The sequence below is a fragment of the Psychrobacter sp. 1U2 genome (assembly GCF_051847575.1).
On sequence record NZ_JBPYDC010000009.1, the window covers coordinates 77,300 to 95,238 of the forward strand.

Here is a 17,939-nt window from a genome sequence, read left to right on the forward strand (position 1 = left end):
TGCTAAAATAAAACCTTTCTATTTATTGCCATTAAGCCTACCTATGTCCGCAGCTGATATCGTTAAAAATCCAGTTAAACCACTCACTATTCTCCATACCTCCGACTGGCATTTAGGGCGCAGACTGTATGGCCGAATGCGTTATGATGAGTTCGAGGCTTTTTTAGAATGGCTTGAACAAACCATCAGCGCGCAAAAGGTAGACGTTCTCATTGTCGCCGGTGACATTTTTGACACTATGACGCCAAGCAATCGAGCGCAAGCGCTGTATTATGAGTTTTTAGGAAAAGTCTCAACGCTTTGCTGTGAGCATATTGTTATCGTTGCGGGCAATCACGACTCCCCCACTTTTCTCGATGCGCCAAGCCAAGTGCTCAAATTCTTAAACGTGCATGTCATTGGCACCGCTTGTGAAGACTTGAGCGATGAAGTTTTGGTGTTAGACGATACCGATGGCATGCCGCGCTGTATTATCGCTGCGGTACCTTACTTGCGCGACCGTGATGTGCGTAGTAGTAGCGCTGGCGAGTCAGCGGATAGCAAAGATGCTAATGTCATCAAGGGCATTCGCGCTCACTACGATGAAGTCGCAAGCTTAGCCAAAGATCAGCAAAAATCATTAAGCCAAACCCATCAGCGCCACATTCCGATTATCGCCACCGGTCATCTGTTTGCCGCTGGTAGCAAAACTACTGAAGATGATGGCGTACGCGACTTGTATGTCGGTAATCTTGGTAAGATATCCGCTGAGATGTTCGATGAGTGCTTTGATTATGTCGCGCTAGGACATCTGCACGTACCGCAGCGCGTCGGCGGGCAGGAGCATATTCGTTATTCAGGCTCGCCCATAGCCATGGGTTTTGGTGAGGCTCGTCAGCAAAAACAAGTGCTACTTGTGCAGTTTGGGGATGTGTCAAATGAGTCCTTAATAGACAACGCCACTGAGTTATTACCTAAGGTTATAGCCAAGCCTATTGAAAACGTTACCAAAAAAGTAGTGAGTAATACAAACGACTTAATCGATGATTTATTTGGTTTTGATGATGTGGCGATTGCACACAATAAGCAAGACGACAGCAACCAACAAACGCTGAACCATGAGCAAGTTTTAAATATCTTTGCTACTAGCGAAGCTAAAACCCTGTACTCAAATAATGTAAACGCTATGCAAGTGCTCTCCTTACCCGTCCCTTGTTTCCAAAAACTTGCACAAGTCAAAGGTGATCTGGCATCTATAGCACGGACTATTGAAGCTTTTGATAAAAATCAATCAGTATGGCTAGAGGTTATTTATAATGGTAATGACATGGTTAGCGGTCTGAAAGAGCAAGTGAATGAAATGGTTGAAAACTCAAAACTAGAAGTATTGCTAACTAAAAATGCGAATTCATATAACAAAGTTCTTAATCAGCATCAAAGTACTGAGACCTTGCAAGACTTAAATGAGCAGGATGTGTTTGAGCGCTGCCTGACGATTAATGACGTACCAAGCGATCAAAAAAAATCCTTGTTAGACGCCTATCAGCAAATACTACACAGCATCTATCATAATGATAGTCAGGCAGAATAGACAACTCCTCTTTTATCTTCCAAAACCTAGTTAATATCTCACCTCTAAGATTATAAAGATAATACCATGCGCCTAATCGAACTCCGACTCAAAAACCTTAACTCTCTTAAAGGCGAATGGCATATCGACTTCGCTGATTCTGCTTTTATTAACGAAGGTATCTTTGCTATTACCGGACAGACAGGCGCTGGCAAGACCACTATTTTAGATGCGATTTGTTTGGCGCTGTATGGTGAAACCCCGCGTATTAATAGCATTAGCAAAAGCAGTAATGAGGTGATGTCGCGGCAAACGGCGGAATGTTTTGCCGAAGTAGTGATTGATCTGAACGGTACACACTATCGCTGCCGTTGGGGCCAGCGCCGTGCTTATGGTAAGCCTGATGGGAATTTGCAGGACGCGACTCATGAGATAGCCTTAGTGAATGCGCAAACTGACGATGATGAAAATAGCGGCGATAAGATTTTAGAGAGCAAACTATCACGCACGAAAGAGAAGATTATTGAACTAACGCGCATGGATTTCGATCAGTTCACCCGCTCCATTTTGCTCGCGCAAGGCAGTTTTTCAGCGTTTCTAAAAGCCAAAGCAGATGAGCGTGCGGATATTTTAGAAAAGATTACTGGCACGGATATTTACGCGACGATCTCGACTCATGTCTTTGAGAAAAAGCGCACTGAGGAAGAGGTTTTAAGCAAATTACAATATGGTTTGGATGGCTTGATTTTATTGACTGCTGATGAAGAAGCGCTCATCAACGAGGAATTAAAAACATCTCAACTCGCCCAAACCGAGCAGCAGCAACAGTATCAGCAAGTATGTGAGCAGATTCAGTGGTTGGATGAAATTGACGAGTTGCAAAGCAAACGAGCTACTTATCAAAGTGATTTATCCAAAGCTGAACAATCGAAACAAGACTTTATCCCTGAGGCTAAGCGCTTAGATTCTGCAATAAAAGCGCTCGAATTAGAGAGTCAATTTGGTCAGCTTAGTCGTAGTCGTGAGACCGCGAAGCGCTTGTTCGATGAGCAGCAAGCTTTAGCGGTGAAACTACCCACGCAACAGTCTGACTTGCAGCAAGCGCTTACTCAACTTAATAGCGCGGATCAAAATTACGAGCGGGCGCAACTGGCGCTAAAAGGTGCTTTACCTAAGATAGCTAAAACTCGCGAATTAGACGCGAGCATCAAGCAGCAAAGCCATCACCTAAATAATAACCGTCAACGTCAAGAGACACTATCAGTTAGTGTGCAGCGATTAGCGCAAGAGATAAAATCTCATCAACTTACAGCGGCGCACAGTGAGTCGCAGCTGGCTAGTACCGCACAATACCTTGCAGATCATAACGAGCTTAATGATATTGATACTGACATAGCGACTTTTGAGAGTAGCGGTCGTCGGCTCAAAACGCTATTGCAAGATAATACGACTTTAGCGGAGCAAAAAAAGTCTCTAGTGGCGCAAACAGAGCAGTATCAGCGAGAAATGGCGAAGCTTTTATCACAGCAAGAAGAGCAAAAAATATCAGTTGCAGCGACTCAAAAACAGTTTAGTGAGTTACACCAGCAACAGCAGCAATCCCATGCGACCAAATCATTGGCGGATAATCGAGCGGAACAACAGCAAATTGAACAGATAATGAGTCAAATTGAGCCGCTCATATACAGTAATCAGCAGCTAAGTACACTCACGACTCAAATAAAAAACCTTCAATCATCACAGCCTAGTATCAACGGCACCTTAGTGACTCTCAAGGAGTCCATTGCTAGTGTAGAAAGCAGCCTGAAAGAAGCTAAAGATAAGCGTCATGAAAAGCAGACGCAATTAGCACTACTGCAAAAAATTGCGAGCCTTGAGCACTACATCGATGAGCTGAAAAATGGTCAGCCCTGCCCGCTTTGTGGCGCTTTAGAACATCCCAATGCTAATAAAACAACGACCGGTGAACCCTCGAAAACCTCAATCATTCAGCAGCAGCTCGCTGATAGTGACATAGCTATTGAAAATCTCGAGAACGAGCTGTCACAACTCAAAATTGCTTTTGCAACCAATACTCATCAGTTAGAGCAACAGCAGCAGCAGCTCGTACCACTAATCGCTCAAGCGACTGCGCTCAGTGACGATATTGCGCAAATGAGTAGTGCTATAGTCGCAGAAGATGAGCGCTATAACGCAGCTGTTGCTACTAGTGTCCTACCTATCGATGATATCAGCGCACTTATTGAAAATTTTAAGCACAGCCTACATACCGAAACGACGCACACGGATAGTATCGATACTATCACTGCAAGAGCAGCTCAAGCCAAGCAGCAATTGCTTGAGCATAAGGACAATGTACAGACAGCTTTGGCTGATTATGAGACGGTGGCTGAGTCCATAGCAAAGCTAGAAAAAGAATTAGCGCTTTTTGAGAAACAACAGTATCAGCTGGCAAGCGAAATCAGTGTGCTCGATAATAACAATAAGCTTAATCAGCAAAGAATTGATGGACTACAAGATAACACTAAGGCTCATTTTCTCGAGCTGCAAACACTTATCGCTGATGTACTCAGCATTATCAATAAATACGCTACTAGTCACTCAGATTCTAAGCGAACCTACCCTGAAATACAGCTTTTAAAATCCAGTATCGATGAGCAAACCGTATTAGAGAACACAGAGATCGAGCAGCAGCTAGCAGCTTTGCGTCAGCATCGTAGCTATATGCTTGAGTTGAAACAGAGCTATCATCAACAAAAGCACCAACAGCAAACCTTAACCACTGAGCTTAGTCGCTTAACCACTCAGATTGAGACCAAACAAGTACAGCTAGATAAAGAGCGCACCGAGCTTGACGCCTTAAGTCAGTCTATTGCAGAACAGACAAAAGCTGTTGTTGACTTGCAGCAAGACAGAAAAGCCCTGTTTGCCGCTAAAAACGTTGATGAAGAAGAAGATCAGTTACGTTTAAATGTTGAACAAGCCAAAACCGCGCAGTCTCAGGTGCAAAGACAAGCCGATAGTGCTGAGCAGCTTTTGCAAATAGCCAAGCAGCAACAGACACGACTTACGAGTGAGTTATTAACCGCAAAAACCACTTTAGAGAGTCAAGAGGCCATCTTTCAGGAGGCGCTAGCGAGCTCTGACTTTGCTACTGAAGTGGATTTTGTCAGCGCGCGCCTATCGCAAAATGAGCGCCATCATTTAAGCGAGCAACAGCAGCAAATCGACTATAACTTAAAACAAGCTAAATCTTTACTACAGCAGACCGAGCAAGCGCTTGCAGACAAACAAGCTAACCCCTTAACCTTAGAGAACAAAGAAAACCTGTTAGACAAGCAGCAGCAAGCACAAAGCGAGTCTAATCGTTTAATAGAGTCCATCGGCGCAATGACTCAAAAGCTCAAAGACAACGAAGATAAAAAAGGCAGTCAGCAATCCCAGCTAAAAGCCATAGCCGAGCAAAAAGACAAGCTGCAAGTATGGCGTCAGTTGAATGAGCTGATAGGATCTAGTAGTGGTAAAAAGTTCCGGGGATTTGCGCAGGGTCTGACCTTTGACGTTATGGTCAATCACGCTAATACACAGCTGCATAAGATGAGTGATCGTTACTTGCTGGCGCGTGATAATCAAAATCCGTTAGAGCTTAACGTGATAGATAACTACCAAGGCGGCGAGATTCGCAGTACCAAAAACCTTTCAGGCGGCGAAGGCTTTATTATCAGCTTAGCTTTAGCCTTAGGATTATCGCAAATGGCCAGTCAAAACATCCGCGTCGATTCATTGTTTTTGGATGAAGGTTTTGGTACGCTAGATGAAGAATCGCTTGATATTGCGCTAGATACCCTGACAAGCCTGCAACAAGAAGGTAAATTGATCGGCGTTATATCTCATGTGCAAGCGTTAAAAGAACGGATTTTGACGCAGATACAGGTCAAAAAACTGTCCGGCGGCTTCAGTCAAATTAGTGGCCAAGGCTGTTATCACATTGCAAGCTCCTAATACATAAGAGGGTCAAATGGCTATTGTCATTAGCAAAATTGCTCAGGTGTCCAAGCCGATATTTAGGCCACTATCTAAGCCTAGCTACGGGTTGCCGGTCATAGTTTTTCTGCTAGCCATGGTAGCGACGATGCTGATCTTTACCTCTTTATAAGCCTCTGTTTGTAGATATAAAATAATATCAAGCATGGTATTTTGTGCTTGTTTATTTTTAACACTCTATTATTAAATAACCAAACAATGACCATAAAAAGGCCACCGCTAACTGATTAGCGGTGGCCTTTTTTACTATACAATACAGTCTATTGAATAGCTTATTATTTACTGACTAAGCTGCTAAGCTCACTCATCAGTACTGACAGCGTAGATAGACTAATCACGCTGTCATCATTGTTATCTAGCTTTTGCATCTCAGTCGTGACAGAGCTAAGCGCATTCGTGTGACGCGATTTCCACTCATCAAAGGCGTCTTTCGCATCAGGCTCTGACAATATGGCGTTCATAAGCAGACGCAAACTACGCGTGAGCTCATTGACGAGCGCATGACGTGCGCGGCGATCCCAGTAGTCTTGCTGCGGCAGGCCGGCGATATTGTCCATCATCCAATCGAACTGTAGCACTTGATAAGCCTCAAAGTACAAAGAGGCGATATCTTCTACTGAGCGCTCATATTTTTCAGCAAGTAAGGCAGTATCTAAGGCATCAACATGATAAGGCAAAATAGCAAATAGCGCGGCGTCATTGTCCTCAAGACCGTCAGCGGTGAGGCTGGCGGTATCATCTTGTAAGTACTGAGCAAACTGCTGCTCAATAAAGCCATTTGATTTGGTCAATTGTGCGACACTATCGCCGAAACGCTCGATCATATCTGCCACTTGTAGATCTTGGCCAAAGGCATTGATGAACCAAACGACGCCGCTCTCTAACGCATCACGCAAGCGTAGCTCAAGCTTTAATAACAGCTTGGCATCGACTTTATTATCGAGTGACTCAAGCAGTTGCCACGCCGCTTTCACCTCAAACACTTCGCGGCTGATAGCATAAGCACGAATGATAGTCGCTAACGTCTGCCCTGTTTCTTCAAACAGACGGAATAGCGCCTCGATGCCTAAGCGATTGACCACACTGTTGGTTAGATAAGTACTGATGATCTCGCGGTTTAGACGATGCTCTGTCATCTCATCAAAGAAACGTCCGACCAGCTCATCAGGGAAATACTTACGTAGTTCATTCACGAAGTATGGCGCATCGGGCAGGTCTGATAATAGTAGATGATCATAGACCCACATTTTGCCATAAGCCATAACGACCGCTAGCTCAGGGTTAGTCAAACCCATATTAGCCTTTTGGCGTTTGGCAATCTCTTCATCTGAGGGCAGATATTCAATCGCTCTGTCCAGACGGCCTTCAGACTCTAGTAGCTGAATGAAGCGCTGGTGATCGCTTAGATTATCCGCGGCTCGTATTTGACTGAGCTCAAGCGCTTGAGGCTGTAGATAGTTTTGACGCAATACTAATTGTGCTACGGTATCCGTCATACTCTCGAGTAGCTCATTGCGCTGCTTTAAGGTCATATCACCTTGTTCGACGACTTTGCCGAGCAATATCTTAATATTGACTTCATGATCCGAGCAGTTGACGCCGCCTGAGTTATCGATAGCATCAGTGTAGATGCGGCCGCCGGTTTGCGCGTATTCGATACGGCCTTGCTGAGTGAAACCTAGGTTACCGCCTTCACCGACAACGGCGGTCCGCAGCTCCCCGCCATTGACCCGCACGGCATCATTAGCGCGGTCACCAACATCAGCATGACTCTCATTGACGCTTTTGACATAAGTACCGATACCACCGTTCCAGATGAGATCGACCGGTGCTCTCAATAAAGCACTGATAAAGTCGTTAGGCGCTAAGCTATCTTCTTTAATAGCAAATAGCGCTTTCATCTCAGGGGTGATGGCAATAGTTTTATCAGTACGGGCGAACACGCCACCGCCGGTACTTATGAGCGACTTATCGTAGTCATCCCAAGTAGAGCGCGGCGTATTAAATAAGCGCTCACGCTCACTATAAGAGAGTGCGGTATCAGGGCTTGGATCGACAAAGATATGTAGGTGGTTAAAAGCTGCAACAAGCTTGGTATGTTTAGATTGCAGCATACCATTACCGAAGACGTCACCGCTCATATCACCGATGCCGACTACCGTAAAGTCATCGCGGTTTTGAATGTCTTTACCTAGCATGCGGAAGTGACGTTTAACTGACTCCCAGCCGCCGCGTGCGGTGATGCCCATCGCTTTGTGATCGTAACCGACTGAGCCACCTGAGGCAAAAGCATCGTCAAGCCAAAAGTTATATTCGCTAGACAGCGCATTAGCGATATCAGAGAAACTGGCCGTACCTTTATCAGCCGCCACGACTAAATAAGGATCATCGTCATCATGACGAACAGTATTGGCTGGCGGGACAATCTGCCCATCGACGATATTATCAGTAACGTCTAACATACCGCGTAAAAACGTCTGATAACAAGCGATACCCTCGGCCTGAAACGCTTCGCGGCCATCTGCTATAGTTTTGGTCTTAACGATAAAGCCGCCTTTTGAGCCTACCGGCACGATAACCGCGTTTTTGACCATTTGTGCTTTGACGAGACCGAGCACTTCAGTGCGAAAATCCTCCATGCGATCCGACCAGCGCAGACCACCACGGGCGACCTTACCGCCGCGTAGATGCACCGCTTCCACTCTTGGTGAGTAGACAAAGATCTCAAACATCGGTTTAGGTTTAGGCAGATTAGGAATATCGGCCGCTAAGAACTTAAACGACACTCTATCTTTACGTCTGCCCTCTTCATCGACCTGATAAAAGTTAGTACGAACCATAGCGTTGATCAAATCTAAGTACCAACGCAAGATACGATCTTCATCCAAACTATCAACCGCTGCTAGCGCTTCAGTGATATTTTGCTGAATTTGGGCAGTTTTTTCTGCGCGGGTGTCCTCACTGTGCTTGGGGTTCATACGCACTTCAAACAGCCTAACTAAGGCGACGCTGATGGCGCTATATTTGACGATAGTTTGCTGAATATAGCTACTAGAGAATGGCGCACGGGCTTGACGCATATAGCTTGATAACGCCCGTAGGATAACCACGTCATAGGTATCTAATTCGGTAATAAGCACGAGCTCATTGAAGGGATCGCTCTCAACTCTCCCCGCCCATATTTGTTGCAGACTGTCTTCAAACTGATCGCGAACCACCCGCATATCGACAGTATCGACATGTTCGAGCGTTAGCTCATACTCTTGCATCCATATTGGCTGCTCTGGCAGATCAAACTCATAAGTTTGTGCTGAGACCACTGATACGCCAAAATTCTCTAGTACGGGTAACACTTTTGATAAAATAACGGGCTGCTCATGACCATAAAGTTTTAGATGCAGCTGATTGCTAGCATCGCCCGTTGACTGATATAAGTGCCAAATCATTGGCTGCTCGTCTGTCAAGCTGATAAGACGCTCTAAACGTTTGGTATCCTCAACCGCGGTACGCGCATCAAAACGCTCTTGATAAGCGGCCGGTATAAATGCTAGGAATCGGCGCATGAGCGCATTAGCTTGTTGTTCACCGACATTATCAAGTAGCATTTTTTGATAATGATCGCTCCATGACTGCATCAGTCCGGTGAGTTCTTCTTCTAAATCGCTAGTATTGACCTCATTGACTTGTCCTGGCACTGTACGGACATGTACATGAACGCGGGCATGATCAGACTCATTAAATTCAGTAGTAAACCCAGATGAAGTGCCACCATAAGCTTCTTTTAGCACGTTTTGTACTTTAATCCGTAGCTCAGTATTGAACTTATCTCTTGGAATATAGACCAAACAGGAGACAAAGCGCTGGTAATGATCGACACGGCTAAATAGACGTAGGCTCTTTTTATCTTGCAGTTGTGAGATGCCCGTTACCATCGGATACAGCTCTTCGACGCTGGCTTGAAACAAATCATCACGCGGTAAGGTGTTTATGACATGAGTCATCTTATGATAAGCGTGACCGTCTTTAGGGATAGATGTCATCGCCATGATTTTATTGGCTTTTTCGCGCAGTAGTGGGATGTTGCTGACCGTTAACTGATAAGCTTGTGATGTCAATAGACCAATGAAGCGGTACTCGCCAATGAGTTTGCCATGGTTATCGAACTTATGAATACCCAAAAAATCCATATAGACAGGACGATGAATGGGTGAGACGCGGCTCGATTTTGATAGCATCAGCACCCGCGGCCCTGTGAGCAGCTTTTTGAGCTCTTTTGGCAATTGGCTAAAACTCTCTGATAAGCTATCTTCACTGCTCCCGCGTAATAAGCCAAGACCACTATTACCAATAGAATATAGATTCAAATCATCATTATTTTGCGTACTTGACAAAGTAGCCGCCGGATTATTGACGTCTTTCATATCACCTTGCTCTAAGCGATACTCTCGGTAGCCTAAAAATATAAAATTATCATCTAATATCCAATCTAAAAAAGCCTGAATCTCTTGCTGAGAGTAAAACACTTCAGGCAAAGTCTGCTTTGATAACTCATCTTTTATCTGCGTTAAGCGCTCGTGCATTTGCTGCCAGTCGCCGACTACCGTATCTAGCGTGTCCACTTTTTCTAGCAACATTTGTTGTAGATCCGCTAATTCGCTATCGTCCTGATAAGCAATTTCGCATTGAATCAGTGATAGATGCGAGGTTGCGCTCTCAGCGGCGCTATCGATTTGAGTGATATGACCATCATCATCACGCTCGACGCTTATAATTGTGTTGTAGGTGCGGTGTACGTTTATGCCTTGAGCCTCAAGACTCATCAAGATAGTATCTACGAGAAAGGGGCGATCATAGGCAACCATCTGAATGATGGTATGGGAGCTATGAAAATGTTGCTCTTCTGCGATAGGATTTAGTATTTTTAATTGGGGTTTGCTGCCTTCATAAGCCTTTAGCAACGTAAAGTGGTGCAATGCCATGCCTGCTAGGTCGACATTGTCAATCTTATCAGCGATCTCGTGATGCAAAGTGCGATAGTAGCTTTGCATAAACGGTTCTAAAAGTGACTTATCCTTTTGCACGTAGCTCGTGGCAATGTCACTGATTTGGCTAATATGCTCTTTACTGATACTTAAAGAGTTTGGCATAGCATCTGTCCTTATTATAAGTTTTTGTTTATCACGTTAGTTTTCGATTTTATGTATTTTGAGTCGATAGTGTTCAATGCAGCTAATGACTCAGCATGAGTAATAACTTTATAGCTTTAATTGCTACTCTCATTGAGTGAAGTGTAACCCACCTATGCCCCTAGCTGTAGTATTCAATATTATTTCATGTATTAAGCAGTGGTTAATAACCTTTACTAATGAGACAACTGAGCCTAAAGCCAAAACGCACACGTGTGCCCATCACAAATAAATACTCTTAGCTATCAGCAATCTCTATTTTGCCTGTCTAATGGTTCCTATACTCGTAACAATTAAGATAGATTATTTGTTAGAATACGCCATAGTATATTCAGGTCATTTACAAGCTGTAGCGCTAATGATGATGCTCAATGACATTTGAGAATTGATAATAACAACACTCAATAAACAACATAATCGATATATCGATATAAAGGTGAGACGTATGATGACAGTTTTGGTAATAGGTTCTGGTGGACGTGAGCACGCATTGGCTTGGCAGTGCGCCAAAGATGATAAGGTTGAGACAGTTTACGTCGCACCAGGCAATGCAGGCACGGCGCTAGAGCCCAAATGCCAAAATATCGTTTTGGAGAATAAAAATACTGATAATGAACACAGCGCAGTTATAGAGTTTTGTCAAAATAACGACATCGATATCGTCATCGTGGGCCCCGAAGCGCCTTTGGTGACGGGTATAATCGATGCTTGCCGAGATGCTGGTATTAAAGCTTGGGGCCCGACTGCGTATTGCGCGCAGCTAGAAGGCTCAAAAACCTTCGCCAAAGAGTTTATGCAAAACAACAATATTCCGACGGCAGCTTATCAAGGCTTCACGGATGCAGCCAGTGCCAAAGCTTATGTCGATGAACAAGGCGCGCCCATCGTTATCAAAGCCGATGGCCTTGCCGCAGGTAAAGGCGTTATTGTCGCTGAAACTGCTGAGCAGGCCTATGCCGCTATTGATGATATGTTAGCAGATAACAAGTTTGGCGACGCCGGTAGTCGCGTGGTTATTGAGCAGTTTCTGCAAGGTGAAGAAGCCAGTTTTATTTGTATGATCGATGGCGATACCATCTTACCTATGGCGACTAGTCAAGATCACAAGCGTGCCTTTGAAGGCGATACCGGTCCGAACACAGGTGGTATGGGTGCCTACTCTCCTGCTCCGGTGGTCACTGATGCTGTCCACAACAAAGTTATGACGCAGGTTATTCAGCCCGTTGTCGATGCTATGAACGCCGCCGGTCACCCTTATACCGGATTTTTATACGCAGGCTTGATGATTGACGATGCTGGCAACCCTTCAGTTATCGAGTTCAACTGCCGCTTTGGTGATCCTGAGACGCAGCCTATATTGATGCGCCTGCAATCATCGATTGTGGATTTAGTCGCGGCAGGGCTGGCAGGTCAGTTACCTGATGAGGCTAATTGGGATAAGCGCCCTGCTCTAGGCATCGTCATCGCCTCAAAAGGCTATCCAGAAACCTCGTCTAAAGGCGATGTGATATCCGGCCTACCTGAGCTTGATGATCAGAAGTCTGTAAAAGTATTTCACGCTGGTACTGATTTTGCTAAGGATGCAGATAATCTAGATGGCAAAATTAATACCAATGCCAATGCTCAAAATGATAGTGATAAAGAAATTGTCACTAACGGCGGGCGTGTTATTTGTGTTACCGCGCTCGCTGATAGTATCTCAGATGCTCAGCAAGCAGCATTGAGCGTCGCAGGTGCCATCAGCTTTGAGGGTGCGCATTATCGCCGTGATATTGGTCATCAAGCGATTGCTCGCGAAAGCTAAAATTATCTTAAAATAAAAGATAGAGTCTCTACTAAGAAATGGCCAAGCCCTTATTATCGGCAAGGTGGCGTTGCTGTGATACAATCTTATACACTCGCAAGGTTTTTGACTTGCATTCATGGCGGCGCACCCACAAATCATTATTAACCTAGTGAATGATTATATTTATGGCAAATGATGTGTATAAACCTACTAATAATAAGCAGTCAATTGATAACCTAAAAACCTCTGGTTTTGAGCGTCGAATGTCTATTGCTAAGACTTCGCTAAATATTGGCCGCCGCTGGGCAGGTAATAGCGTGTCAGGCATGTTTTTGGGTAAAGAAGCCCGTTCAGCGCGCAATCAAGTCTTTATGGAAGCGCAGGCCAACTATGTTGCAGAAGAGCTCGGTAAGCTTAAGGGTTCAGTAGTCAAGATCGGGCAGATGCTAGCCTTGTATGGTGAGCATATTCTACCTCCTGAGATTACTCGCGCGCTGCAAACCCTAAATGACGATACGGCAACCTTAGCATGGCCGGGAATAGAGCAAACCTTACGCCGCACTTTAGGGAAAAAGTTTGATGAGCTTGATATTAATCAAGTCCCTATCGGTACCGCTTCCCTCGCCCAAGTGCACCGCGCTACGATAAAAGCAACTGGCGAAGAGGTAGTATTAAAGATTCAATATCCAGGCGTTGCCGATGCTATCGACTCAGACTTGGCATTATTTAAACGTCTATTAAAAGTAAGTAACGCAGTACCACAAACTCGCGCTTTGGATACTTGGTTTGAAGAGATTCGGGATTTGTTGCATGTCGAGGTCGATTATAATATCGAGGCTGCGACCACTGAGCGTTTTTATGGGCGTCTACAAGATGACCCGCGCTATGCCGTCCCTAAGATATACCGTGATTTTTCGAGTCAGCGCTTATTATGTATGTCTTATGAGTCCGGCGTTCCAGTGACTTCCACATTACTAAAACAGTTATCTGGTGAGCGGCGTAACGCCATAGGCCAAGCGGCCATCGAGATTATGATGCAAGAGATATTTGTATGGGGCGAGATGCAAACCGACCCCAACTTTGGCAACTATCTAGTACGCATTAGTGATAGCATGGATGAGCCTGACAAACTTGTACTACTCGACTTTGGGGCTATTCGCCAGTTTGATTATGAGTTATTAACGATTGCTCATGGATTGCTAAAGGCGGGTTATTACCATGATCATCAAGCAATGATGGATGCTATGACTGGCTATGACTTTTTTGACACTATGAGCCAAAAAGTCAGCTTTGACATAGCCAATATATTTTTATTGGCTACGGAACCCTTTAGCGATACAGCTAGTAACCCAGACATTCCTGCTGAAGTCTTAGATGACAATGAACGCTATATTTGGTCTAAAAGTAAGCTGCATTCACGCATCTCTGCCGCGGCCTCCACTGCTATGCAGTCTTTTGAGTTTAATTTACCGCCCAAAGAGTTTATGTTCATTAGCCGTAAGTTTATCGGTGCTTATACTTTTTTGACCGTACTAGACGCTCATACTGATTCGGATAAATTGGTTAAACCATTTTTATAGTATAAAGGATAAGCTAAATTTCGGACCGCCCTTTAGTGGCGGTTTTTTGTTTTTTTATTTTATTTGCTTAGGCTATTTTATATTTATAATACTATAAATGATAACTCTTCAGTCAATGCTATCACTGCTGTTTGCGATATTTATCTTGTTAGTATTAGTTGGCCTGCCAAGCATCGAACCTAGTTTGATACCCTTCAGGCTTGGTCATGGTCAGCTGCCAACACGTCTCCTTGCGAGCTAAATATTTGATTTCAAAATGAGTACGCTGACTATCTATCGGGACCTCTTGTCTTATCGTAGGTAAACACCAAAGCGTGCCAGCTTGCTCCTCTGCATTATCTATGTACGGCTCAATATTAGTCGCTAATACTATCTCACCACCGGTTTGCAAACGTGATAGCAGAAACTCAAAAAACGGCATGTTTAACCACTGCTGATTGGGATTATGCTGCTCAGGGTTGGGATAGAGTAAGTATATTTGCGTGAGGCTGTGAGGAGCTAGCGCTTGTACTATCCAGGCGATAGCGTCTGCATGTACGGCAGTAAGGTTTGATAGCTGCTGCGTCTGAGTCATTTTAAAAAAAGCGTCAAACTTATTACGAGTACGCTCAATAGCTATCAGGTGTTTATCAGGGTTTTGCTTAGCAAAACTTAGCGCGTGCATGCCCTTCCCTGCTCCGATTTCAATCACTAAAGAACGCTGAATTTTTTGCTCGTCAGCTAATATCTCTGGCATGACAAAGCCACGCGGTTTTGATAATTTTGTAGGTTGGAAAGGTCTTTTTTGGTTATGTGACAAATTCTTTTTGCTAATCATTGTTTCCTCTATACTAATGGTAGAAATTCTACTTTTGAATAATTTTGCTTAGGCTATTTACAACACCTATATTATATCTTCTCTTTCTAGGGCTTCGCTCTGGGTTTTTACCAGTCTTTTTAGTATTTACGTTTTACTCTGCGTTGTCTTTTATAAAGCACATGCTATTATAACGGCTGTTATTTATTAAAATCTAAAAAAGTTGCTTAGCTCTTATGACTGATACGACTGATACCCCACTACCAAAAAGCTACCCCTGCCCGCGCTGCGGCACTCTCACAGCTTGGCAAGACAATAAATCCAAGCCTTTTTGTAGTGAGCGCTGTAAGCTTATCGATTTAGGAGCTTGGGCTAGCGAAGAATATAGCCTGCCGGCTGAGTCTACCCCATTTTCTGATGAATTATAACGCTATCGTTTTTTATGGTCAGTATGGCAGCGCCTAATCGCTGAGCCATCTATTATTTATACAGGATTGGTTAGCTGTCATAATCATGCTAAGAGTGACGCAAATGATCCCGTTACCCTCATTCCACTTTCTCATATTTATATTTTAAGGATGTCCGTATGTCAGCGACCTATCTGATGCCCACCTACAATCGTCAACCGATAAGCTTTGTGCGCGGCTCAGGCAGTTGGCTGTATACAAAAGACGACACCCCTTATTTGGATGCGCTGACCGGTATTGCCGTTTGCGGTCTGGGCCATTGTCACCCAAAAGTCACCGAAGCTATTCAGCAGCAAGCCGCTACCTTAGTGCACACCAGCAACCTATTCGGTATCGACTGGCAAGAGCGGGCTGGTGAAGCATTATGCGTGGCCGCACAAATGGATAGCGTATTTTTTGCTAATAGTGGCGCTGAGGCTAATGAAGCGGCGCTGAAGTTGGCGCGGCTTTACGCTCATAATAAAGGCTTTAAACATCCCAAAGTCATCGTTATGGAGCACTCCTTTCACGGTCGTACTTTGCTATCCTTGTCTGCCACAGCTAACCCCAAGGCGCGTGCAGGCTTCTTTACTTTAGATGAGGATTTTATCCGTCTGCCGTTCGGTGATATTGCCGCTATCAAGCAAGCCGCTATCGATCACGATGATATTTGCGCTATCTTTGTAGAGCCTATACAAGGTGAAGGTGGTTTGAATACCGCTGCCAACGGCTTTACTTATTTAGAAGAGCTGCAAGCGGTGTGTGACGCTCATGATTGGCTCTTTATGCTCGACGAAGTACAAACCGGTAATGGTCGTACCGGTAAGTATTTTGCTTATCAGCACAGTCAGGCGCGTCCTGACGTATTAACCACAGCAAAAGGCTTAGGGAATGGCTTTCCGGTAGGCGCTTGCTTAGTGCGTGGCCGCGCTAAAGACTTATTCGGTGCGGGTAGTCATGGTTCTACTTACGGCGGCACTCCCCTGGCAAGCCGCGTCGTCCATAGCGTGTACGATGTGTTATCTAATAGCGGCGTTATGGAGAACGCTGTTTTTGAAGGCCAGTTTATTCGCGATAGCCTAGCTAGCGAATTGCAGCAATTTGGTATCACGACTCGCGGCGCGGGTATGATGATAGGCATTGTTTTGCCAGAAGAGATGGACTGTAGTCAACTGGTTGATCTTGCCCGTGATGAGCAGCAGCTTATCATCAATGTCACTGGTGGCCATGTCATTCGCTTACTGCCGCCACTCAACATCAGCCGTAATGAAAGTAAGCAAGTGGTTGAGCGTCTGCATAATTTATTAAGACCGCTACTTCAACTCTAATCTTTTATTAGGGTCTCAAAAAAAAGAATTGCAAAAAAAACCTTTAGATAAAATAACTCTAAAGGTTTTTTTAATGTTATAAGCACAGTAAGCAGTAAAGATGACCAGCTATTCAAAGCACTTTAATTCGCATGAAAGTACTTTTTCAATACTTCTAAGCAGCGCGTAATTTTGGCAGGCTGCTGTTCACGATTTAAAGTCACCGCATAAAGTACAAAGCTTGGTAATTGATAGCCGGTTAAAACTTCTACTAAATTTCCGCTTTCAAGCTCACGCTTAACATCCATCTCCATAATTCTAATGATGCCATGACCTTCTTTCGCCAAAGTTAGCGCCATAAAGACATTATTGGTATGGATACGCGAGTCCATTTTGATACGCGTTTTTTTACTAGTTTCCGTTTTTGAGAGCTCAACATAGCTAGCATCTTGCATAATATCGATGACAATAAGCTGATGATCGGCTAAATCTTTTGGGCTCTCTATCTTTTTATGTTGACGTAAGTATTGCGGTGAGGCCACTAGCATCTGGCGCACATCAGACAAAGGATGACTGCTAAGCGCAGAGTCATCAATACTTGGGCTCATACGAACAGCAATATCGATGCGCTCATCAATCATGTCCACGTAACGGTTGTCTGCTAGATAGGTAATACTCAAATCATCGTGAGCCGCCATCCAAGTAGATAACGCAGGCAGTATATGATGAACGCCAAGCTCAGGTGTCGTAGCAATACGTAAACTACCCGCCAGCTCATCACGTAATTGATTGACTTTTATACGGCCTTGTTCAGCGGCACTAACGACATCCTTTGCCGCTTCATAAAAGCTTTCGCCAGCTTCTGTTAAGCTAAGCTTACGAGTAGATCGATGTAAAAGTACCACTCCTAGCTCATTTTCTAAGGAACGTATCTGTTGGCTAACGGCACTAGTAGTAATGCCAAGCTCACGCGCTGAGCCACTAAAAGAGCCGTGCCCGACCACACTAGCGAACACGGCCATACCGCGTAAATTATCTAACATATTGTCACCTAAACTCTTTTTTAATATTTAATATAACTTAACCATTATAACTAATTAAAAAAAACTTTACCTATCTTTAATATATCTAAAGCGTACACTTAATGAGTCATATACTTTAATAAGATGATATATATCAATAAAATGGCGTTTGACTAAATTATCTCGTAGTTTATCAAGCCTTTACTTTTATTGTCGTCATAGG

At 44.3% G+C, this 17,939-nt stretch carries 9 protein-coding genes; 6 read left to right on the plus strand and 3 right to left on the minus strand.

Going from position 1 to position 17,939, the window contains the following annotated elements; genetic code table 11:
• Window positions 1-43 precede the first annotated feature (43 nt).
• Entirely contained in the window at window positions 44-1,570 is a 1,527-nt protein-coding gene (locus ACS8FD_RS06425) for an exonuclease SbcCD subunit D C-terminal domain-containing protein (protein WP_439275009.1), read from the plus strand.
• 66 nt (window positions 1,571-1,636) lie between these two features.
• Window positions 1,637-5,551, plus strand: a complete 3,915-nt coding sequence (locus ACS8FD_RS06430; protein ID WP_439275010.1) for an AAA family ATPase — start codon at window positions 1,637-1,639, stop codon at window positions 5,549-5,551.
• 317 nt (window positions 5,552-5,868) lie between these two features.
• Here the strand turns inward: ACS8FD_RS06430 and ACS8FD_RS06435 are convergent, their stop codons facing one another.
• Window positions 5,869-10,740, minus strand: coding sequence for an NAD-glutamate dehydrogenase (locus ACS8FD_RS06435; protein ID WP_439275011.1), 4,872 nt, complete (start codon window positions 10,738-10,740; stop codon window positions 5,869-5,871).
• Window positions 10,741-11,227: 487 nt separating this feature from the next.
• On the opposite strand from ACS8FD_RS06435, the gene purD reads away from it, so the two are divergent.
• Window positions 11,228-12,583, plus strand: coding sequence for a phosphoribosylamine--glycine ligase (gene purD, locus ACS8FD_RS06440; RefSeq protein WP_439275032.1), 1,356 nt, complete (start codon window positions 11,228-11,230; stop codon window positions 12,581-12,583).
• A gap of 167 nt (window positions 12,584-12,750) precedes the next feature.
• Window positions 12,751-14,145, plus strand: coding sequence for an ABC1 kinase family protein (locus ACS8FD_RS06445; RefSeq protein ID WP_439275012.1), 1,395 nt, complete (start codon window positions 12,751-12,753; stop codon window positions 14,143-14,145).
• A 154-nt stretch (window positions 14,146-14,299) separates the two neighbouring features.
• On the opposite strand, the gene ACS8FD_RS06450 is transcribed toward ACS8FD_RS06445, so the two are convergent.
• Entirely contained in the window at window positions 14,300-14,881 is a 582-nt protein-coding gene (locus ACS8FD_RS06450) for a class I SAM-dependent methyltransferase (RefSeq protein WP_439275013.1), read from the minus strand.
• A 296-nt stretch (window positions 14,882-15,177) separates the two neighbouring features.
• Between ACS8FD_RS06450 and ACS8FD_RS06455 the strand changes: the two genes are divergently transcribed.
• Together ACS8FD_RS06455 and ACS8FD_RS06460 are read left to right on the plus strand one after the other, a co-directional pair.
• On the plus strand, window positions 15,178-15,369 hold the full coding sequence (locus tag ACS8FD_RS06455) for a DNA gyrase inhibitor YacG (protein WP_439275014.1): 192 nt from the start codon (window positions 15,178-15,180) through the stop codon (window positions 15,367-15,369).
• Window positions 15,370-15,527: 158 nt separating this feature from the next.
• A complete protein-coding gene (locus ACS8FD_RS06460; protein WP_439275015.1) occupies window positions 15,528-16,715 on the plus strand; it encodes an aspartate aminotransferase family protein in 1,188 nt (395 codons plus the stop codon).
• Between the two features lie 122 nt (window positions 16,716-16,837).
• Here ACS8FD_RS06460 and ACS8FD_RS06465 read toward each other — a convergent pair whose 3' ends face one another.
• Window positions 16,838-17,737, minus strand: a complete 900-nt coding sequence (locus tag ACS8FD_RS06465) for a LysR family transcriptional regulator (RefSeq protein ID WP_439275016.1) — start codon at window positions 17,735-17,737, stop codon at window positions 16,838-16,840.
• Window positions 17,738-17,939 lie beyond the last annotated feature (202 nt).